Origin of the sequence: Priestia sp. FSL W8-0524 (assembly GCF_038005965.1) — a bacterium.
GTDB classification, from domain to species: domain Bacteria; phylum Bacillota; class Bacilli; order Bacillales; family Bacillaceae_H; genus Priestia; species Priestia zanthoxyli.
The window spans coordinates 225750-247763 of sequence record NZ_JBBOUG010000001.1 but is presented as its reverse complement, the minus strand read 5'-3'; the positions used below and the strand labels follow the sequence as shown (position 1 = coordinate 247763).

Annotated in this window: 20 protein-coding genes; 4 read left to right on the top strand and 16 right to left on the bottom strand. The window is 38.1% G+C overall.

The window, feature by feature from the left end:
• Positions 1 to 25 precede the first annotated feature (25 nt).
• The 3 genes from NST66_RS01250 to NST66_RS01240 form a co-directional block, all read right to left on the bottom strand.
• Positions 26 to 457 carry an Rrf2 family transcriptional regulator gene (locus tag NST66_RS01250; RefSeq protein WP_013081642.1) on the bottom strand — a complete coding sequence of 144 codons (432 nt, stop codon included), beginning with the start codon at positions 455 to 457 and terminating at the stop codon, positions 26 to 28.
• A 66-nt stretch (positions 458 to 523) separates the two neighbouring features.
• Entirely contained in the window at positions 524 to 853 is a 330-nt protein-coding gene (locus tag NST66_RS01245; RefSeq protein WP_033580661.1) for an antibiotic biosynthesis monooxygenase family protein, read from the bottom strand.
• 125 nt (positions 854 to 978) lie between these two features.
• Entirely contained in the window at positions 979 to 2388 is a 1410-nt protein-coding gene (locus NST66_RS01240; RefSeq protein WP_033580662.1) for a SpoVR family protein, read from the bottom strand.
• Between the two features lie 321 nt (positions 2389 to 2709).
• On the opposite strand from NST66_RS01240, the gene NST66_RS01235 reads away from it, so the two are divergent.
• Positions 2710 to 2961 carry a YhdB family protein gene (locus NST66_RS01235; RefSeq protein WP_013055267.1) on the top strand — a complete coding sequence of 84 codons (252 nt, stop codon included), beginning with the start codon at positions 2710 to 2712 and terminating at the stop codon, positions 2959 to 2961.
• 211 nt (positions 2962 to 3172) lie between these two features.
• Positions 3173 to 3781 carry a biotin transporter BioY gene (locus NST66_RS01230; RefSeq protein ID WP_014461709.1) on the top strand — a complete coding sequence of 203 codons (609 nt, stop codon included), beginning with the start codon at positions 3173 to 3175 and terminating at the stop codon, positions 3779 to 3781.
• Positions 3782 to 3815: 34 nt separating this feature from the next.
• Here NST66_RS01230 and NST66_RS01225 read toward each other — a convergent pair whose 3' ends face one another.
• The 11 genes from NST66_RS01225 to NST66_RS01175 form a co-directional block, all read right to left on the bottom strand.
• The gene (locus NST66_RS01225) at positions 3816 to 5570 is read right to left on the bottom strand and encodes a phospho-sugar mutase (protein WP_340843030.1); all 1755 of its coding nucleotides are present in this window, start codon (positions 5568 to 5570) and stop codon (positions 3816 to 3818) included.
• 165 nt (positions 5571 to 5735) lie between these two features.
• Positions 5736 to 7415: a glycerol-3-phosphate dehydrogenase/oxidase gene (locus NST66_RS01220; RefSeq protein ID WP_034268068.1), complete on the bottom strand. Its 1680-nt coding sequence runs from the start codon at positions 7413 to 7415 to the stop codon at positions 5736 to 5738.
• Positions 7416 to 7601: 186 nt separating this feature from the next.
• Positions 7602 to 9092 carry a glycerol kinase GlpK gene (gene glpK / locus NST66_RS01215; protein ID WP_033580665.1) on the bottom strand — a complete coding sequence of 497 codons (1491 nt, stop codon included), beginning with the start codon at positions 9090 to 9092 and terminating at the stop codon, positions 7602 to 7604.
• Between the two features lie 67 nt (positions 9093 to 9159).
• Positions 9160 to 9987, bottom strand: coding sequence for an MIP/aquaporin family protein (locus NST66_RS01210; RefSeq protein WP_033580666.1), 828 nt, complete (start codon positions 9985 to 9987; stop codon positions 9160 to 9162).
• Positions 9988 to 10164: 177 nt separating this feature from the next.
• On the bottom strand, positions 10165 to 10719 hold the full coding sequence (locus NST66_RS01205) for a glycerol-3-phosphate responsive antiterminator (RefSeq protein ID WP_033580667.1): 555 nt from the start codon (positions 10717 to 10719) through the stop codon (positions 10165 to 10167).
• 113 nt (positions 10720 to 10832) lie between these two features.
• The gene (locus NST66_RS01200; RefSeq protein ID WP_013055260.1) at positions 10833 to 12371 is read right to left on the bottom strand and encodes a carbon-nitrogen hydrolase family protein; all 1539 of its coding nucleotides are present in this window, start codon (positions 12369 to 12371) and stop codon (positions 10833 to 10835) included.
• Between the two features lie 357 nt (positions 12372 to 12728).
• Positions 12729 to 13499, bottom strand: a complete 771-nt coding sequence (locus tag NST66_RS01195) for a L,D-transpeptidase (protein ID WP_033580668.1) — start codon at positions 13497 to 13499, stop codon at positions 12729 to 12731.
• 189 nt (positions 13500 to 13688) lie between these two features.
• On the bottom strand, positions 13689 to 14483 hold the full coding sequence (locus NST66_RS01190) for a SurA N-terminal domain-containing protein (protein WP_033580669.1): 795 nt from the start codon (positions 14481 to 14483) through the stop codon (positions 13689 to 13691).
• Positions 14484 to 14742: 259 nt separating this feature from the next.
• Entirely contained in the window at positions 14743 to 15735 is a 993-nt protein-coding gene (locus NST66_RS01185; RefSeq protein ID WP_028412595.1) for a Gfo/Idh/MocA family protein, read from the bottom strand.
• 168 nt (positions 15736 to 15903) lie between these two features.
• Positions 15904 to 16131, bottom strand: a complete 228-nt coding sequence (locus NST66_RS01180) for a hypothetical protein (RefSeq protein WP_047751692.1) — start codon at positions 16129 to 16131, stop codon at positions 15904 to 15906.
• A gap of 30 nt (positions 16132 to 16161) precedes the next feature.
• Entirely contained in the window at positions 16162 to 16554 is a 393-nt protein-coding gene (locus NST66_RS01175) for a YhcU family protein (RefSeq protein ID WP_013081630.1), read from the bottom strand.
• A 155-nt stretch (positions 16555 to 16709) separates the two neighbouring features.
• Between NST66_RS01175 and NST66_RS01170 the strand changes: the two genes are divergently transcribed.
• A complete protein-coding gene (locus NST66_RS01170) occupies positions 16710 to 17621 on the top strand; it encodes an RluA family pseudouridine synthase (RefSeq protein WP_034268071.1) in 912 nt (303 codons plus the stop codon).
• A gap of 37 nt (positions 17622 to 17658) precedes the next feature.
• Here NST66_RS01170 and NST66_RS01165 read toward each other — a convergent pair whose 3' ends face one another.
• Positions 17659 to 19677 (bottom strand): methyl-accepting chemotaxis protein, encoded by a 2019-nt coding sequence (locus NST66_RS01165; RefSeq protein WP_311265347.1) that lies wholly within the window; start codon positions 19675 to 19677, stop codon positions 17659 to 17661.
• 141 nt (positions 19678 to 19818) lie between these two features.
• Positions 19819 to 20694, bottom strand: coding sequence for a cation diffusion facilitator family transporter (locus NST66_RS01160; RefSeq protein ID WP_028414323.1), 876 nt, complete (start codon positions 20692 to 20694; stop codon positions 19819 to 19821).
• Between the two features lie 332 nt (positions 20695 to 21026).
• Here NST66_RS01160 and NST66_RS01155 point away from each other — a divergent pair, with 332 nt between their 5' ends.
• Positions 21027 to 21983: an L-lactate dehydrogenase gene (locus NST66_RS01155; protein ID WP_340843029.1), complete on the top strand. Its 957-nt coding sequence runs from the start codon at positions 21027 to 21029 to the stop codon at positions 21981 to 21983.
• The last annotated feature ends 31 nt before the right edge of the window (positions 21984 to 22014 follow it).

Sequence of the window (22014 nt, the reverse complement as noted above, 5' to 3'; positions counted from 1 at the left end):
TTTTTTTACGAACAGACGCATGTTATTATGCATCTATTTTTGCTATTAAATCCGTCACTAATTCTTTCATCGTCACATCGGCTAAGACTTGTTCCATGGCATCTTGAGAACGTTTTAAAATCAATTCAAGGACACTTTGAATATTGGCTCCTACAGGACACTCCACATTCGGATTTTCATGCATTTGAAACAATTCTCCTTCTTCCACAGCCGCTACCGCTCGATAAACGTCTAACAACGTTATCTCTTCTAAATCTTTCAATAGATAAGCTCCGCCAGCTCCGGCTTTTACGCCCACAAGTCCAGCTTTCTTTAACATCCCAATTACTCGTCTTATAACAACAGGATTTGTATTTACACTGCTAGCAATCCACTCTGAAGTACTAGGATGACTGCTATCTACTTTAATTAAAGACAGTATGTGAACGGCCACGGTGAATCGACTGCTAATTTTCATTACTCTCACTCCTATTTTGTTGTAATCATTATAGTTACAACATTTATGAAAGTCAAGCGTGCTTTTTTAGGAAAGAATGTCTTCTTCTACCGCCTCATAAAAACGCAGCGTTTTCTTGATTTCCATAGCTTCAGAAAATGCTTTCGTTTTCTTTTTATTCGCTTCTTTATGTTCATTCACATGTTCTTCTCTTGAAATCCAAGCTTGAAAGAACTGTTTTTCTTCCCACTTGGATACAAAGATATATTCGACTTTATCCGCGGAATCTTTTTTCCAGCATTCGAACGATAAATTTCCTTTGGCTTCCTCAATTTCTGTTTTGTTTTTCTTAGCTTTTTGCTTGAGCCGTTCTTCAAATTTCTTTTCCGTTTCAAAACTTGCGTTTACAACAAACATCTTATCTTCCTTTCTAATTGAAAATAATTCTCATTTAATTATCACATACTCATTTTATTTTTTCAATTTATACGGATAACAAGTTACAGAAGCACAAAAAGACCGCTATTTAAGCGGTCTCCTTTTTATAAATGTTTTCGATGCACTGTTTTCCCATCATACGTGAAGGCAATTGGCTTGCCTTCCATCATCGTTTCTAAATGAACCGGTCGGCCCCAAAGCTGATGAACATAAGGTACCACTTTTTCTAAGTATTTAACATCTAATTCAATTCCTTCATACCAGTGTTTTAAATAGAGCTCTCCATTTTTTAAATAGTCTCCATTGGTTACTGTGATGTAAGGAAATCCTCCGTTTACGCGCATATTAACAAGCTGATCTCTAACTTCTGTCCACTCTTTATCGACGATTTTATAGTCTTTTCCTTGTTTTTGGAATAAGTACATATCCTCCCGCATAACTAAATCTTTTGTTAAGTAATTGCGGATAAAGGAAATATCTGATTCAACCTCACGTACCTCAAACATCTTCTCTCTTCCTGACCCGGGCTCGACGCCCCGGCGAATCATATCTTCGGTTGGATTATTGTAGCGTTCTTCAATGTCTTCGAAGATTTTTAATCCCAAATAATATGGATTGATTCCCGTCTTGGACGGCTGCACAACCCCTGCATTTAGCTTCGCGAATTCTATCGCTTCATCACTCGTTAAGTCCATTTCTCGAATAATGCGTTGATGCCAGAAAGAAGCCCAGCCTTCATTCATAATTTTTGTTTCAAGCTGCGGCCAGAAATAAAGCATTTCTTCTCGCATCATCGTTAAAATATCCCGCTGCCAATCCTCTAAATAAGGACTGTATTCTTCAATAAATAATAAGATGTCTTTTTCAGGCTGAGGCGGAAATTTTTTAAAAGACTTTGGAGGTTTTGGTTTTTTCTTTTCTTTATAATCCAAATTCCATAAATCATCATAAGGAGAAGTGATTTCTTCTTCCGATGATTCTACATCATCTATGCTCCAAGAAAGCTTGGCACGCATAAGAGACGGATCAATATGTTCCTGAATCGATAAGACAGCATCCAAAAACTTTTCTACTTCACGCTTACCGTGCTTTACTTCGTATTCTTTAATTCGATCAGCGGTCGCTGCCATACTTTCTACCATATCCCGTTTAGTGTTGGCAAAACGGCTGTTATTTTTAAAGAAGTCACAGTGAGCTAACACGTGAGCTACAATTAATTTATTCTGAATAAGCGCATTGGAATCCAATAAAAATGCATAACAAGGATCTGAATTGATAACTAATTCATAAATTTTACTCAATCCAAGATCGTAGTGTAATTTCATTTTGTAAAATTGTTTTCCAAAGCTCCAATGTGAAAAACGAGTTGGCATCCCATATGCACCAAACGTATAAATAATATCTGCCGGGCAAATTTCATAGCGCATCGGATAAAAATCCAAACCGAAACCGCTAGCTATTTCCGTAATTTCATCAATCGCACGGTATAATTGCTTATAATCTGCTTCTTTCACGACAGCTCCCCCTTTCACTCCTTACTTCAATCTATGTACAAACATGTCAATTCATGTGTTTTCATCAAAAAGAAGCTTTATTTTTTCAAGAAAAGGGGATTTTTATTTAGTTGTCTTAAATAATGGATGTAATGTAACTGTTACGCTTCGTTATTCTTTGCCTTTCTTATCATTTATCCGGTGCTGTACGTTTATTCTTCTTACATAATGACTACAACCTCTTTTAATTATGCACTGGTCTTTTGCCCAACATTTACAGCGTAAGAATTCCCGCAAATATCATACACTAATTTCAACTCCTCAAAAGGAGGAACGTTATTAATGGATGTAATTGATTATGATCGAGCTTTATATTACACACACCGTTCACAATGGGATAACTTATTAATTTTAATGGTTCGAACAGACGACGATTTTCTTTCAAAAAAGATTGAACATTTTTTGCACGCCTACAATTTTGAACGAAACTACCGCATCATTCAAGAAGAGCTTTATTCTTTACTACGCTACATTGATCATGCAACGGAATATTCGGAGCACAACCCGGAGCTTCTGGAAGAATCATTGTACTAGTATTTTTGATACACACACTTGGACAAAGAAGGGATGAATTCCCTTCTTTATTTTTTTATGTTGCATTAAAAATATGCATATTTCATTTCAAAAAACATCAAATAAATATATGTAAACATATTTATTTTTATCGTTGACATAAAAGCGAATTCGACGTACAATCTTCAGTACATACGCTAAGATATTTCAGTACATACTGGGAGGAACATATATGAATACTAAAAGGTTTCGCACATTAGATTTAACATTAGCCGGTATGTTTGCAGCTCTTATGGCTATTGGTGCAAACATTACTTCTTGGGCACCTTTTTTACAAGTAGGCGGCGTGCCTCTTTCGCTTCAGCCTTTTTTTGTTATATTAGCAGGACTTTTACTTGGGAGCCGAATGGGTTCTATTTCGATGATTGTATATGTATTAATTGGCATTGCCGGCGCTCCGGTATTTGCTCAATTTAAAGCAGGAATTGGTATTTTATTTGGAAGCACCGGCGGCTTTTTGCTTTCTTATATTGTCGCTGCATTTATCACAGGAAAAATTATGGAAATGCGCGGCAAGCCGACTTTTTCTATCTTTTTAATTTCATCGCTGGTTGGTATTGCCGTTATTTATTTAATTGGTACTACGTATATGTATATAGCGGTTAACTACTGGCTTGAAGCTCCTGCAATGACATATGCAGCTGCTTGGAAGATTATGTCGTGGTTTGCTGTAAAGGATCTTATTTTCACTGTTCTTGGGGCTATGCTTGCTCCGAGAATTTATAAAGCTCTACGATCTTCTTCATATTTGTCAAATACGCAATCAAATAAAGTATCATAAAAGAAGCCTGCTCAAGTTTGAGCAGGCTTTATTTTTATACCGTTTTCACTTTATCTAGTACACGCTCCACTTCACCCATTACAGCTGTTTGTACAGCTTCTAAATGGGCAATGCTCGTTGCTTCATCTTCTGACACAACGCCAAAATAGAACTTCACCTTTGGCTCTGTACCAGACGGACGAAGGCAGAACCAAGAACCGTCCTCTAAGATATATTTTAATACATTTGATTTTGGTAATGTAATCTCTTCTACTTTTCCTGCTTTAATATGCTGGCGCTCACTTAATGTATAATCCTCTACAACCGAAACATTTAACCTTGCAATGTCAGTAGGAGGCTCATTTCTAAATGTAGCCAAAATATGCTGAATTTGCTCAGATCCTTCTTTTCCTTTAAGCGTTAAAGATTTCAGACCTTCACGATAGAAACCATATTTAGTAAACACTTGCTGAAGCGCTTCATATAGCGTCATGCCCTGCTTTTTATAATAAGCACAAGCTTCTACCGCTAGAATGGCTGCTTGTACAGCGTCTTTGTCACGAGCAAAGTCACCAATTAAATAGCCGTAGCTTTCTTCATAACCGAATTGGAATGTATACTCGCCCGTTTGCTCATATTGCTTAATTTTTTCACCGATAAATTTAAAACCTGTTAGAGTGTCAACAACTTGCAATCCAAATGAACGAGCAATTTGTGCGCCGATTTCTGACGTTACAATCGTTTTTAACACAACGCCATTAGCAGGCAGCACGCCTTTTTCTTTCTTTTGAGAAAGCAAATAGTGAAGCAATAAAGCACCGGTTTGATTTCCTGTTAATAACGCATATTCGCCGCTTGGATCTTTGACAGCAATTCCTAAACGGTCTGCATCTGGATCCGTTGCGATTAAGAGATCTGCATCAATTTCTTTTCCTTTACGAACAGCATATTCAAATGCAGCCGGCTCTTCAGGATTCGGAGATTTAACCGTCGAAAAATTCGGATCAGGAAGTTCTTGTTCTTCAATAACCGTAACATTTTCGTAACCGATGGATTGAAGCGCGTTGCGAACTGGCTTATTAGCTGTACCATGTAGAGGTGTAAAAACTACCTTTAAGTTTTTACCTGTTTCAGAAGCTAGCTCTGGGTTAATTAAAATCGTTTTTAGTTTCTCATTGTATGCTTCGTCAATCGCTGAACCAATCATTTCAATAAAACCTTTTTCTTTTAGCTCCGCTTCAGATTGAACAGCTAATGTAAGTTCATTTTCCACAGCATTTACAAAGCCAACTAGTTCATCAGCTTCTTTTGGCGGCAGCTGACCACCGTCTGGACCATATACTTTGTATCCATTATATTCAGGAGGATTGTGGCTCGCTGTAATAACAATACCTCCAAATGCGTTTAACTCACGCACTGCAAATGAAAGTTCAGGTGTTGGTCTTAGCTCTTCAAATACATACGTTTTAATTCCGTGACTTGCTAATGTTTTTGCTGCTTCCATCGCAAATTCAGGCGATTTGTGGCGAGAATCATATGCAATGACTACGCCTTGCTTGATAGCTTCTTCGCCAGCTTGTTTAATGTACTCAGCAAAGCCTTCAGAAGCTTTTCGGATTGTATACGTATTCATACGGTTTGTACCCGCTCCAATTTCTCCACGCATTCCGCCTGTTCCAAATTCCAATGTTTTGTAAAAACTATCTTCTAATTGTTTTTCATCACCTTTGATTGCATCCAAATTTTGACGTAATTCAGGATCTAAATTTGGGTGATTAATCCAAGATGTATACGTTTCTTTCCAACTCATAAAAAAAAGCCCCCTTATATAAATGTAAATATGTATGAAAAGAGAAAAACGAGTAATCGTCTTTCTCTTTTTTTAACAGTCATATTATATTTCTTCGTCAAAATTTGACTTCCTGCTATTATATTATGGCTGTATTGACAAATTTTGAGGTACTTTTTTATTTTATCATGAAATACCTGTCATACGGTTAACTTTTTCATCTACTGGTACAACTGCGTCATGAAGGTGCTGTTCTAATTCATCGGTATAAGCTTTTGTTTGCTCAGGCGTCCACTTTAACTCTTCGGCCATATGAGCAATCACTTGTTTTTTCCAGCTTCTTACCCAGTTGATATCAAAGAATAAAGCGCCCGTACGTCGAATGAAGAAGTCCACTGGTTTTGAAACCATTTCTTCTTCTATGCCATATTGAATTTGCAAAAATACACTAGCTGGAAGGTCGCTGTTTTTTAGCTGATCCGGACGTTCAATCATGTAGCGGTATACTTTGTCTACGTTTGAGCCATAGCGTTTTACAAGCTTTTCAGCAGCGTCACGTGATAACCCTAGTTTGATGCCTTCTTTGACTTTTTGCTCTACAAACGTTGGGAACCCGCCTGAACCTCCTACATTACCTCCAGAAATCGGTAAATGTTTAGTTTGACAGCTTTCAAATTCGCGTCCTTCTGCTTTAAAATCTTCAGCTACGCGATTTACGACAATTTCAGCCATTTTACGGTACCCAGTTAATTTCCCTCCAGCGATTGTAATTAAACCTGATTCTGATGTCCAGATTTCATCTTTACGCGAAATTTCAGAAGGATCTTTTCCTTGTTCGTGAATAAGTGGACGAACACCCGCCCAGCTTGATTCTACGTCGTCTACTGTAATATCAACCGTTGGGAACATATAGTTAATCGCATCAATAACATATTGACGGTCTTTTACAGTCATACGCGGATGTCTAGCGTCTTCTTTATAGACCGTGTCTGTTGTGCCTACGTATGTTTTTCCATCACGCGGAATTGCAAATACCATACGTCCGTCAGGTGTATCAAAGTAAATGGCTTGTTTTAACGGAAAGCGCTCTTGATCAATAACTAAGTGAATTCCTTTTGTTAATTGAAGCTGCTTGCCTTTTTTTGAATTATCTTTTTCACGCAGCGTGTCCACCCATGGACCTGCAGCATTGACGATTTTTTTTGCATAGATATTATATTCTTTATTCGTAAGCTGATCGCGAACAACAGCCCCTACTACTTTTCCTTTATCGTAGATGAAGTTTTCCACTTTTGTGTAATTGACTAAATCTGCTCCTCTTGCGGCAGCTTCTTTAGCTACTTCAATCGTTAAACGTGCATCATCTGTTTTATATTCAACGTAGTAACCGCCGCCTTTTAACTCTTTAGATTTCACTAGTGGCTCGCGTCTAAGCGTTTCTTCTGCGCTAAACATTTTGCGGCGCTCTGCACGTTTTACTCCTGCTAAGAAATCATATACGCGCAATCCAATTGAAGTTGAGAATTTCCCAAATGTTCCACCCGTATGGAAAGGTAACAGCATCCACTCCGGAGTCGTTACATGAGGGCCATTTTCATATACAATGGCACGTTCTTTACCAACTTCGGCTACCATTTTAACTTCAAACTGTTTTAAATAGCGTAGACCACCGTGAACAAGCTTCGTTGAACGACTAGATGTTCCTGCTGCGAAATCCTGCATTTCAACTAATGCCGTTTTCATGCCTCGATGAGTCGCATCAAGTGCAATACCTGACCCAGTAATTCCCCCACCAATTACTAATAAATCATATTGATTTTGTGTCATGTCTACCAATTTATTCGAACGTGTTTGACTTGAAAACATACGTCATTCCCCTTTCATTTTTCAAAGATATCAAAATTTTCCAATATACAAAAAGAGAGACCACAAATCACATATATAGTATGCCTACATATGGATCTGTGGTCTCTCCGATTCTCCAACCAATTTATTAACTTGGATACATTATATCATACATGCGCTTTTAATTAAAGGATTTTCATCAAATAATTACTTAAAAGCCATTGTTGCATGTACGGCTTTTTTCCAGCCGCTATATAATTCTTCACGTTGTTCTTCTTCCATATTTGGTTCGAAAGATTTTTCCATATTCCACTGCTGCGCAATTTCATCACAATCTTTCCAGTAGCCGACCGCAAGACCCGCTAAATATGCTGCCCCAAGAGCGGTTGTTTCATTCACTTGAGGACGCTCAACAGGAACATCTAACACATCACTTTGGAACTGCATTAAGAAATTATTTTTAACTGCTCCTCCGTCTACACGCAATGTTTTTAATGTAATTCCAGAGTCTGCTTCCATCGCGCTTAATACGTCTCTTGTTTGATAAGCTAATGATTCAAGCGTTGCACGGATAAAGTGTTCTTTTTTTGTACCTCGAGTTAATCCAAACATCGCTCCACGTACATCGCTATCCCAATAAGGTGTTCCAAGTCCTACGAAAGCTGGCACAATATATACGCCGTCTGTAGACTCTACTCGTGTTGCATAGTTTTCAGTTTCAGCCGCATTTTTAAACATTCTCAAACCGTCGCGAAGCCACTGAATAGCAGATCCTGCTACAAAAATACTGCCTTCAAGCGCGTATTCTACTTTGCCGTTGATCCCCCATGCTAATGTAGTTAACAAACCGTGATCCGACTTAACTGCTTTTTCACCCGTATTCATTAACATGAAGCAACCTGTTCCATACGTGTTTTTCGCCATTCCTTTTTCATAGCACGCTTGTCCAAATAAAGCGGCTTGCTGATCCCCTGCTGCTCCAGCAATTGGAATGTTTTGACCAAAGAAATGATAATCTACGGTATGAGCGTATACTTCAGAAGAAGGCTTTACTTCCGGAAGCATAGATTTTGGTACTCCTAAAATATCTAGTAGTTCATCATCCCATTTTAAATCGTAGATATTGAACATAAGCGTGCGAGAGGCATTTGAGTAATCCGTTACATGCGCTTTTCCGCCTGATAACTTCCAAATTAACCATGTATCAATTGTTCCAAATAACAATTCACCGTTTTCTGCTTTTTCTCGTGCACCTTCTACGTTATCTAAAATCCACTTTACTTTCGTTCCAGAGAAGTATGCGTCAATTAATAACCCCGTTTTGTCGCGGAACGTATCGTTTAATCCTTTTGCCTTTAATTCTTCACAAATACCAGACGTTTGACGAGACTGCCATACGATAGCATTATACACGGGTTTTCCTGTTGCTTTTTCCCATACTACGGCTGTTTCACGCTGATTCGTAATCCCAATTGCTTCAATTTGGTCCGCGTGAACGCCTGACTCAGATAAACAAGATGCGATAACAGCAAGGATAGAACCCCAAATTTCACTTGCATTATGCTCTACCCAACCTGGTTTTGGAAAGTACTGCGTAAACTCTTTTTGAGCTACATGCACAACTTCACCTTTTTTATTAAATAACATTGCTCGTGAGCTCGTTGTTCCTTGGTCTAAAGATAAAATAAATTTTTCCATATCAATATCCCCTATTCTCTGTATAGTGTCGTTTCTTTATTGTACATAGTTAGATGGTAAAGCGCATTCATTTTTTCGGTACTACTGCTGATTGAATTTGCGCTGCTTTTTGTTTAGAAACCGCGTAGATAACCGCTAAAACAATCACTGCAATACTTAAGACAATCCATAAGCTGTTAGACATTTTATTTAAGAATGCTGCTTGATAAAAGACTGCGCCAATTGATCCCCCTAATAGAGGCCCCACTACTGGCACCCAAGCATATTTCCAGTTCGAGCTGCCTTTACCAGGTATCGGCAAGATAGCATGAGCAATACGAGGTCCTAAATCACGAGCAGGGTTGATAGCATACCCTGTTGTTCCTCCTAATGATAAACCAATACTTACGATTAAAAATCCTACTACTAAAGGATTTAATCCATCTGTAAATTTATTTGCTCCAATTGCTAAAATTCCTACTACTAATACAAATGTTCCAATCGCCTCACTTAAAACGTTTGCAAATGGGTTCGCAATTGCTGGCCCCGTTGCAAATACGCCTAGTTTTGTACCAGCATCTTTTGTTTCTTTCCAGTGTGGAAGATAGTGTAAATAAACAACTGTTGCACCAAGAATCGCTCCAATAAACTGAGCTAAAATGTACATCGGTACTTGCGACCATGGAAAATCACCTGTAATAGCAAGCGCTACTGTTAGCGCTGGGTTTAAGTGTGCTCCACTCATATTACCAACCGCATATGCTGCCATGGCTACTGCCATTCCCCACCCCATTGTGATAACAATCCATCCTGAATTAGCAGCAAACGATTTTTTTAAATTGACGCCCGCACATACACCAGCGCCAAGGATAATTAGTATCATTGTTCCAATTACTTCTCCTAAAAATGCTTGCATATAAATACCTCCCCTTTGTATAAACACGGTTAACATTACAAGAAAATAAGAAAATCCACCATACATCCCCCTAATAAAATCATTAAAAGGCTATACCGTGGATCTCCTATTCTCCCTCACAACTATTAACTTATCTAGAAGTTTACTAGATGATGAAAGCGTTGTCAAACAGTTTTTTTAAGTTGAAATACTCCACAGTTCTCTATTTGATGTTGTAACAGCAGAAGCCCCGGCTCCTAAAGCATTACGAACTTCTTCTTCGGTTCGTATTAAACCTCCGGCTAACACCGGAATGCCTGTTTCAGCTTTGACTTCTTGGATTAAAGTGGGCACAATTCCAGGAAGAAGCTCAATATAATCGGGTTTTACTTTCTTCATTAACTCGTAGCTTTTCTTCAAAGCCGTGCTGTCTAATAAAAAGACCCGTTGAATGGCATAGATTCCTCTTTGTTTAGCTTTTAAAATGACGTTTGTTCTTGTCGAAATAATCCCCGCAGGCTTAAACTCCTGACACAAAAAATCAACCGCATACTCATCGTGCTTTAAGCCATGAATTAAGTCTAAATGAATGATTAGCTTTTTTTCATGCTTATGAACCTCTCTCATAATTCCTTTTAGCATGCCCACTTGATTGTCTAAAAGAACTCCGTACTCGTAATTGCTTACTAAAAAATTTTCCAATTGCTTCATATCTCGAACAGCGGGTAATACCGATTGTCCATGAAAACTCATGTTTTCCCCTCTTTTCCATGGTTAGTCCACAAAATTCATTGTAATAGTTTTTATTATGGCAAAAGTTGAAATAAAAAACACCATGCATTTGCATGATGTTTTTAGAAACTGCGTTATTTTTTATATTTAATATTGTAAACGTCATGGCGTCGATCTTTTAATTGACGAACCGTTCCTGATTGACGCTGGCGACGAAGAATTTCTAAATCTACATCTCCAATAACCACCATTTCAATATTAGGGTTACATTCTCCTACAATACCGTCTCGTGCAAATTCAAAGTCAGACGGTGCAAAAATAGCAGACTGAGCGTACTGAATATCCATATTTTCTGTTTCAGGCAGGTTTCCAACCGTACCTGCGATAACCGTATAAATTTGGTTTTCGATCGCACGAGCCTGAGAGCAGTATCTTACGCGCAGATAGCCTTGACGATCTTCCGTACAGAATGGTGTAAAAATAATATTTGCACCTTTATCTGTAGCAATACGAGCAAGCTCAGGAAATTCAATGTCATAGCAAATTTGGATCGCAATTTTCCCGCAATCTGTATCAAACACTTCAACTTTATCTCCTGGGCTAATTCCCCACCATTTTCTTTCATTAGGTGTAATATGCACTTTGTACTGCTTTTCAATTGTTCCATCTCGGCGGAATAGATAGGCAATATTAAAGATATCTCCATTATCTTCTTCGACGAAGTGGGATCCTCCAATAATATTCACGTTATATTTAACCGCTAAGTTAGTAAATAACTCAATGTACTCTTCCGTATATTCTGCTACGCGCTGAACCGCTTTGCTTGGAATCTTTTCATTCAAGAAAGACATGAGCTGAGTTGTGAAAATTTCCGGGAATACGCAGAAGTCGGCTTTTGCATCATAAGCAACATCTGTATAATATTCTACCTGTGTTGCAAACTCTTCAAATGAATTGATCTGTTTCATCATATACTGAACAACACAAATACGCACTGGGAATGATGTTTTAAAATGGCGTTTTGAACGGCGAACATAATCTACGTTGTTCCATTCCATCAGCGTTGCATACTTATTAGAAGCTAGGTCATCAGGAAGATAACCAGGGTTTATACGCATAAGCGTAAATCCGTTCATTAGCTGAAAAGATAGTACTGGATCATAAATTTTATGATGAATAACTTGCTCTACATACTCTCTAGGCGACATTTCAGCTGAATGCTTATGGTAATTAGGAATTCTTCCTCCGATGATGATACTTTTAAGGTTCAATTCACGTGCTAAATCTTTACGCGCTTCATATAAGCGGCGTCCTATTTTCATGCCGCGATACTTTGGATGAACCATTACTTCAATTCCATACAGATTGTAGCCTTCGGGGTTATGATTTGTAATGTATCCTTCGTCTGTAATATCGTCCCACGTATGCTGATCATCGTACTCATCAAAGTTCACAATCAAGCTTGAACAAGATCCGATAATTTCCCCGTCGTACTCTGCACATATTTGTCCTTCTGGAAAAATAGCCAGATGACTTTCAAGCTGTTCTTTTTTCCACGGATCCATTCCCGGGAATGATAGCTTTTGAAGTGCTAAAATTTCATCTATATCGTCCGGTTTGATGTTACGAATAATCATTTTTTTCTCGAATTTTGATAAATCTATTGTAGACATACGCTAAAACAACCCTTTCTCTCTCTTCATTAGGCAATTAGTTTCCCTGTTTTTTATTATAATAAACATTATTAAAAATTCAAAAAATGAGGTTGAGACATAACGAAATAAATCCAATCTAAAGACGAACAAATGGATACATTAGCTTGTGACACCACTGTTGACTTCCTTGCAAGACTTCGCTTTCCGCGGGCGGCCGTAGGAGTCTTCACCCTCCCATCAACTGCTAGAAGGAACGAAACAGATGAAACCGGCGTTCACCATAATAAAAAAACGAACCAAGAATCAAGAATCAAAATTCTGATCAATGGTTCGTTTTTCACTTAGGCTAAAATACTTTTGTCCCAGCCTCATTTTCTATTTGCAAATATCTAATTTTATGGATGTTTTTTTATTAGGATAATTTTCAATAAATCCTGGTCCTAAAGAGACTTTAATGCCATCTATTTTATATACATTATAACGTTCACCGCGATTTAACGTACGAATCTTTACCCATTTTCCTTGTTCTTCTTTTAACAAAACCATCGGTGATTGAATCGTTACAAAACCAATTTGGCCTTTTGAGAGCTTTTTCGTTTTACAAAGATTCTGGGCAACTGGAGTACTGCTTATTTTGTATTTGTTTTTCATAGCGATTGAATCAAAACTTTGAGAATGAAATTGACCAATAACCACTTTTGTACCGGTTTGAACGCGGTCAAACAGCCAGCGTACCTCTTCATCATACATACGAATGCACCCTGAACTTGCGTAGGTTCCGATAGAACTTGGATTATTATTTCCATGAATAGCGTACGTGGTGCCATACGTTCCGCGCGCATTTAATCCTAGCCAGCGATCACCTAGTGGATTCCTAGGATCTCCTCCCCGAATGTTGTCTTTATAATAAGGCCGGTTTTTAATTTTATTCACAATGCTAAAAGTACCCTCTGGTGTATAACTCATCTGCCTCCCTGTCGCAACTTTGAACGTCTTTACTAATTTTCCTCCATTATAAAAAGCAAGGGTGTTAGTAGATTTATTAATGATAATAAGTTGATTTGACGCCGCAGAAGCATTGCCTGTCAGACCCATCCCTGCGAGTAAAAAAACAAGCCCAACAAAAAAAACAGCCACCTTTTTCATTTATCGACTCCCCCAATTTCTCTTATATCTATATAAGAAAAGTATAGGATGAAAGGCAAACCATCAGAACACTTTTTACCTTATAAGTCAAAATACATTAAAATCTTTCACGCACCCCTTTTTACTGACAAGAAGCAATAAATGTACATAACAAAAAAACGGCCCTTTAAAGGGCCGTTTCATTTGTATTTAAAGCTTCACTTCAACTTTTGCATTTTTCTTAAGTTCTTCAACTTTTTTCTGTAATGCTTCTTGTTTCTTTTGTTGTTCAAGCTGCTGCTTAATTTGAGGCTTTACGTCTTCAAGCTTTGGCATTTGAGATTGTTCTTTACTGCCGCTTGCTTGACTTTGGCTTTGTTTTGCAAATTGATCGTAATAATCTTGAATTTCCTTATCTGTTACTTCAGGTGTTTGGATATCTTTATCTACGTACTGCTGATATTTAATGCTGTCAGCCAGCTCAGACTTTAATTGTGATTGAGTGATTCCTGCATCTTTTAAAGCCGCTTTGAACTGTTTATCTGTCTTGAACTGCTTTTTCGTTTCTTTTAACTTTTTATTTACTTCTTCATCAGTTGCTTTATAGCCTTTGTTTTCAGCTTCTTGCAATAGCAGCGTTTGACCTACTAAATTGTCAATTGTTTGCTGCTTTACTTGTTTAGCTGCTTCTTTAGAAGTTGGGTCTTGTCCCATTTGTTGGTACTGATTTTGTGATGTAGCCAGGGCTGCATTATATTCTTCACCCGAAACTTTTTTACCGTTTACAACTGCTACGGTTTTCTTTTCATCTACTTTTTGTTTATCTAATTTCTTCTGCATTTCTTTTGCTTGCTTTTCCTGCTTTTCCTGAGCCTCTTTTTGCTTCTCAGTTTGTGCAGTTTTTTGATCATCGTTCTTTGATTGCTTTGCATCATCGTTTGAACCACAAGCTGTTAAAGCTGCAGCAATTAACCCAATGAGCAATGTATACATCAGTTTTCTCATGATTAATCTCCTTTCATAATCCCAAACGATTATTAGCTATTCGAAAAAATCATCTAGGGGGCATTGTATATGATATAGGCGTAAAAAGAAACCATTTAGGCTCATTTTAAACATATGTAATAAGATTGAAACGTTTTGTAATCTTATGAAAGGTAAATGCTTTCGTTTATACGACCTGTCTAATCATAACATTATTTAGTATGATTTACATAATTTGCAGTAAGCTATTCATCGTACATTCTTTTCTTTAAAGCTTTCTTTACATTAAAGATGACAGTATTTGATCACATAATCTCATCGTTTTTACATTGTCGCTCCCACTGGAAAGAGGTTCTTGGTCATTTGTACAACACTCAATAAAATGAGCCATCTCTCCAACAAAACCACGAAGGTAAAGATCTCGATAAGCTCCCGACATCGGTGAAGCAGAAGGTGTAAACACACGATCGTTTTCTTTTAATGATTTCCACGGTAATTCATCAAAAGTCTGGGATTCATGAATAGTTAATGAATTTATTTCGTCAACAAAAGCAAAGCCATCGTCAAATGTCACTAATAAGTTTTCACTTTCTCGAGACCATGCTGTCATGCCAGTAAAATACAGGCTCCCTACAGTGCCATTGTCAAACTTCAGCGAAATACTATTTGAAATATATTCACCATGATTATTTCTGAACCCTGTCACGTGAACGACTTCGCCGAACAAGTGACGGACGAGATCAACAATATGTATGGCAGCAAGCTTCATAAACTGCTCTTCATCTTTACAAAAAGGGGTACTGTCTACAGCAAATCTTGCTTGAAATGAACGGACACTTCCTAGGCTACCTTCTTCAATTAATTCTTTTAACTTCATATAACAAGGCGCATAGCGCTTCATAAAACCTACCATAACTTTTACGCCAGCTTGCTTAGCAGCATCTGAAATCTCTTTTGCTTCTCTTTCATTCATCCCCAAAGGCTTGTCCACATAAACATTTTGTCCTGCTCGAATGCAATCCAGCACCAAAGCAGGATGATCTTCAGGCTGTGCCACAACCACTACTCCATCGCACTTTTCTTGCTTTAGCATTTTCTTATAATCATCGTACGGCGTACCGCTGCTCCCAAATCGTTGAAGAGCAGTTTTTGATCTTTCGATACTGCGTGTGGAAATTGCTTTAATTTCTGCTCCCGCTTCAATAACAGAGGGGTAAATGTTCGTTGATGCGTGAAAGCCTGCACCGATAAAACATAATTTTGCTTTTGTCATGTTTTCGCTCCTATTTATTTTTTGATGGATTTATACAAGTTTGACCATATCACAAGCTCTTTTTGAATGTCCAATAGAAGTCTGAAATATATGATTAAAAAGAGGCCGGTACAGAACTAAATGAATCCAACCTAAAGACGAACAAATCAGATACATGAACTGAACCGCTTATGACACCGCCGTTGATTTCCATGCAAGGCTTCGCTTTCCGCGGGCGGGCGCTGAGCCTCCTCGTCGCTTGCGCTCCTGCGGGGTCTCATCTGTCCCGCTTTTTCCGCAAGAGTCTTCGCCTTGCCCTTCAATCAACTGCTGGAAGGACGAAACAGATGAAGTTGTATTCACCATAAAAAAAACGAACCACTCATCAAACTTGCTGATCAATAGTTCGTTTTTCACTTAGGCTAAAATACTTTTCTCCCAGCCTCTTTAATTTATGTATGAATTATAAAACGATTCATACGAATACGTAATCAAATTGTTTTCTTTTGCAAAACACTCAATGGAAACAGGAAATAAAAACCCGTATTTTTTTAAAATTGCAATATTTTTTTCGAATTGCTCGCAGTCGCTTTCTTCAATCGGCCGATGTTGAATCGCTTCAATTACGGCAATTATTGTCTGAAGGCTACTAATGACTTGCAATGCTTCATCGAGTAAGCCATTATATAAATGGTCTGTACAATAATCTGGATTTAATAATTCATCAGGATTAAGCTTATCTACAGATACATACCGAGGTAACAAGTCATAGCGAAGCTGTTCAGTCAACTCTTCTATGTAATTCTCCATTTCTGGCGGAGCTGCTTGGGCAATTTTCATGGTTACCCCCCCTTTTTTCTCTTAACTTATGTCTCTTTATTTAGCATAACATAAACATAAAACGAGAACTTCAGGTAGTTATTTCCTCCTAATTATTTACAAGTTCTTTTTAAAGATTAAAGGATATTTACTAGTATGTAAGGAAGGGATTAAATATGAGTATACACGGCCAATGGCTAGGAGATAAAATTGCAAAAAATGATGCAGGGCAAACAATTGAAGATTATTTAAAAACGAAATGGCGTATTCCTAAAAAAACGCTGCATCAGTTTCGGATGAATAAAAATGTGCTTATAAACGGTGAACCTTTACCATGGAGGAACACTCTTAAGGAAAATGATAGAGTGTCACTCCCTTTTTTTGAAGCAGAACCTGATGAAATAACACCTTACAATGTTAATATAGAGATTTTGTTTGAAGATGAACACGTGCTAATTGTAAACAAACCAATAAACCTAAATACTCATCCTTCATCAGAGCAGGACCAAAAAACTCTTTTAAATGCTGTAGCTGCTTATTTTCAAAAAATAGGCCTCAAAACAAAGCCTAGACACGTTCACCGTTTGGACAGCGATACATCAGGTGCTATCTTATTCACGAAGCATTTTGTAGCAAGCTCTGTGTTTGACCAGCTGCTGGCTGAACGTAAAATTAACCGGACTTATGTTGCTCTTGTCCAAGGACTCATGAAACAAGAGCAAGGAATCGTTAATGAACCTATTGGACGCGATCGCCATCACGCTACGAGAAGAAGAGTATCTAGAACGGGACAAGCTGCCAAAACATCTTATCGCGTGTTAAAGCGCAATATGGCAAAAAATGAAACGCTTATTGAACTTTCGCTCGAGACCGGACGCACTCACCAAATACGTGTTCATATGAGTCACATCGGCCATCCATTACTTGGTGATACGCTTTATGGCGGAAAGAGATTAAAAGATCAGCAGCAAGCTTTACATGCCATTAAGCTTTCTTTTATACACCCGTTTACACATCAGCGCGTGTCAGCTGTTGCACCTCCTGATCAGCAGGTTTTTTTACCGTACAGCAACTTGTTTTCCTATTAAATAAAAAAGAGCGCCAATATGTTATTGGCGCTCTTTTTTATTTAATTTTAAATTGACGAATCAAGTTCGCCAATTCTTCACTAATCTCTTGCAAATGTTCAGCCGATTGAGAAACAGTAGAAATAGCTCTAATTTGTTCTTCTGTAGAAGCCGTAATTTCTTCCGTTCCTGCTGCTGATTGCTGTGCAATAGCTGCTATACTTTGAATGGCCGCTACCACGTCTTCCTTATGCTCATCAATGCTGTCCATGCTGCTTGTTACATGTTCGACAGCCGCTGCCACCTGCTCAATGGTAGTAGCAATTTCACGAAAAGCTTGTTCTGTGTCTCCTACCACAAAGTCTTGAGATTTTGAAAGTTCTTCTGTCCGGTTGCATTCTTCACGAGCAGCCGCGACTTCCCCTTGAATCGCTGCAATCGTGTGGCGAACTTGTTCAGTGGCCTGAGAGGACTGTTCAGCAAGTTTTCGTACCTCTTCAGCTACTACCGCAAATCCTTTGCCATGTTCTCCTGCACGAGCTGCTTCAATACTAGCATTTAGTGCAAGTAAATTTGTCTGATCTGAAATGCTATTAATTGTAAAAATAATAGATTCAATTTCTTTCATCTTACTTGTTAACTCTTCCATTACCGTTTGAACACCGTGAATCGTCTGAGATGATTCGGTAGTTTGGTTGCGAAGCAGCTGCATTTGTTTTAAGCCTTTTTCATTGATGGTTACAGCTTCAATCGTCATTTTATTAATCTCGGCGTTTTGTTCAATGACTTCTTCAATTTGTGAAGATAAACTCATCGTTTTGTGATTAGTAGAGTCAGCGTCAGAAGCCTGCTGCGTGGCGCCGCTGGCAATCTCATGGATAGCCCGGCCAATTTCTTCACTGGATGCAGTTGCTTCTTCAGATACAGCACTCAAGTCTTCAACAGACGTTTTTACTGTCTCAACAGACGTCTGAACCGTGCCAATCAATGTTTTCATTTTAGCTACCATATCGTTAAATAAATGAGTAAGTTCACCAATTTCATCTTTTGACTTCGTCTGAACCTGAACTGTTAAATCGCCAGCTGTTACTTTGGCTACTTCGTTTTTCAAGCGGCGAATCGGATTCGTAATGATTCTTGAGAAAAAGATGGTTAACACCACTGATAATAAGATGCCAATTAACGCAATCCAGACAATCACATTCAGTAAATGATGAGCGCTTGAGAGCATTTCATTATAAATAAAGGCGTTTCCTATCTTCCAATTTGTTCCTTCGAGAGTATCATATGCCATCACTCTCTCTTCACCTTGAAAGGTATACTTCATGAAATCTTTATTCCGGTCTGCTTCGTACATTTTTTTCATAAATGGCTGATTCATTAAATTTTTTCCAGCTTCTGTTGGATGAACGAGCGCTGTGCCATTTTGATCAAATAAAAATGCATATCCACCGTGATTTACTTCTGCTTTACCTACAATGTTTTTTAATGCATCTAAGTCTAAATCAGTAGCTATAACGCCCAGCACATTTTTAGTATCTGGATCTAAAATAGCCTTTGCAATCGTCACAACCGTCTTTTTCGTTGCTGCATCTTCATATGGATCCGTGTAAACAACCTCTTCAGGTGATTCTACTGCTTGTTTGTACCACACCCTGGAAGTCGGATCATAGTTTGAACCAAACTCTTGCTTGGGAACAGAATACATTCCCTTATTTTTAGTGCCTATGTATTCAAGTGCCAGGTTTGGATATTTTTCTTTAAACTGCGTAAACTCTTTTTGAACCGTATTCCATGTAAAATACGGATTTTTCTCTTGGTTTGTTTGATTTCCTTCCTGCTTAACAAAATTAACGATTACATCATTTTCACTATACGTCAGCAAAGAACGACTATACATGTCTAAGTACGTATGAATCGTTTCTTTTAACTCTTTCACTTGACTTTGAGACTGAATCTCTACATCTTTTTCTATTTGTGTTTTGGTAAATTGATAAACAGCCCCTGAAACAACTAATAATAAAATAGCTATAAAAATACTAAAAAATACTACGAGCTTTGCACTTAACCTCTTCATTCCCTCACCCTTCTACAAAAATCTTTATATTACTAATAACGGCTTTTCATTTTCATTTTTGAAGAAGTTTTTGTGATTTATTTCAAATTTCTCCAAAAATAAAACCAGCCCATCCTTTCATAACGAAAGAACGTGCTGGTTTTATTTTTGCTTTTCGTATGCATCAGGTTCAATATGAACAAGCGTATCTTTAATCTGATGCTCATCGTTCATCATATGTTCAATTTGATCAGCAATTTCATGGCTTTTAATAACATTTAAATGGGGATCTACTTTAACAGTTACATCAATCACGACTTGATTACCAAGCTTGCGCGCTTTCACATCTTCTACTTCTTTTACACCTTCTACAAGCCCAATGCTTTCTTTGTAGTGCCCTAACTTTTCTTCATCAAATCCGTCCGTTAAGGAGTGAGCCGCTTCTTTAAAAATCTCGATGGCTGTTTTACAAATAATAATTCCCACAGCAAAAGCAGCTACCACGTCCAGCCAGGGCAGGCCGAATTGTGAGCCGAAAATTCCCACAACAGCCCCTATACTCACAAGTGCATCAGACAAATTATCTTTAGCAACCGCATATAAAGACTGGCTATCAAGTTTTTTAGCAAGCTTAATATTATACCGGTAGACACCACCCATAACAGCAGCCGCTCCAAGACCTACCCAAGCAGCCAGTAAATTAGGCGCTTCAGATTTGTCCATAAATAATGACTGACCCGCGTCGACCAATACTTCTAGTCCGATGACCATCATGATAAAAGAAGCAATAAGTGAAGAGATATGTTCCGCTCTGGAATGTCCATAGGGATGATCATTATCGCGAGGTTTTTTAGAGATTTTTAAGCCGACTAAGACGGCAATTGATGCAATAATATCTGTAACATTATTAAGACCGTCGGCTTTTAAAGCAGAGGAAGCGGTGACACCCGCAATAATAAGTTTACATGCTGATAAAAAGATATATGATAAGATACTAACCCAAGCGCCTTTTTGGGCTTGCTCATAGTAGTTCTCCATCCCTTCCACTCCTTTATTCAAAATAAGCAAACTTAGTGTAACAAATGGATTTCGTGTGGGTCTATAGAAACATTATTGGCTGTTAACATACAAATAGAGAATGTTAAACTCTTTAGCTTTCTGCAAAACAAGTTGCCTTTACTCAACACTTTAAACGTTTAAGATCTTTCTAAATGTGGCACTTCATGTAGAAGAACCCTTTTTTAAATCGCCCTGTAAAATTGTTTACTATTTTTTTAAGGGTGTGATTTTTATCACAGCCGAGGGTATTTATTCTTGTTACACTAACATTGTGAAAAACATCACAAAATAAAATTCAAAGGATGATACAAATGAAAACACAATTTACACCAAAGACACGAAAAGTTGCCGTTATCGGAACTGGTTTTGTTGGCTCAAGCTACGCTTTTTCAATGGTCAATCAAGGTATTGCCAATGAATTAGTGTTAATCGATATGAACAAAGAAAAAGCAGAAGGCGAAGCACGCGATATCAATCATGGAATGCCATTTGCCACACCGATGAAAATCTGGACTGGAGATTATAAAGACTGCGCTGATGCTGATTTAGTAGTTATTACAGCGGGCGCTAATCAAGCTCCAGGGGAAACGCGCTTAGATCTAGTTGAAAAAAACGTTAAAATTTTTGAATGCATTGTAAAAGATATTATGAACAGCGGATTTGACGGCATCATTTTAGTGGCAACAAATCCAGTTGATATTCTCGCACACGTTACACAAAAAGTATCAGGATTACCAAACGAACGAGTAATTGGTTCAGGAACGATTCTTGACACAGCTCGCTTCCGCTACTTGTTAAGCGACTATTTCGAAGTAGATTCTCGCAACGTCCACGCTTATATTATGGGGGAACATGGAGATACGGAATTTCCTGTTTGGAGCCACGCGCAAATTGGCGGTGTGAAGCTCGAACATTTTATCAATACTGCTGCTATTGAAAAAGAGCCGGATATGCAGCATCTATTCGAACAAACACGCGATGCGGCTTACCATATTATTAATCGAAAAGGAGCGACTTATTACGGAATTGCGATGGGACTTGTACGCATAACCAAGGCTATTTTAGATGATGAAAATTCTATTTTAACGGTATCTGCTTTATTAGAAGGACAATACGGTATTTCTGATGTGTATATCGGCGTGCCGGCTATCATTAATAAAAACGGCGTGCGCCAAATTATTGAATTGAATTTAACTCCTCACGAACAGCAGCAGCTCGAGCACTCTGCTAGCATTCTTAAGCAAACTCGCGACAGAGCTTTTGTGTAACATCAAAAGATTTTTGCGGGGGACTCCCCCG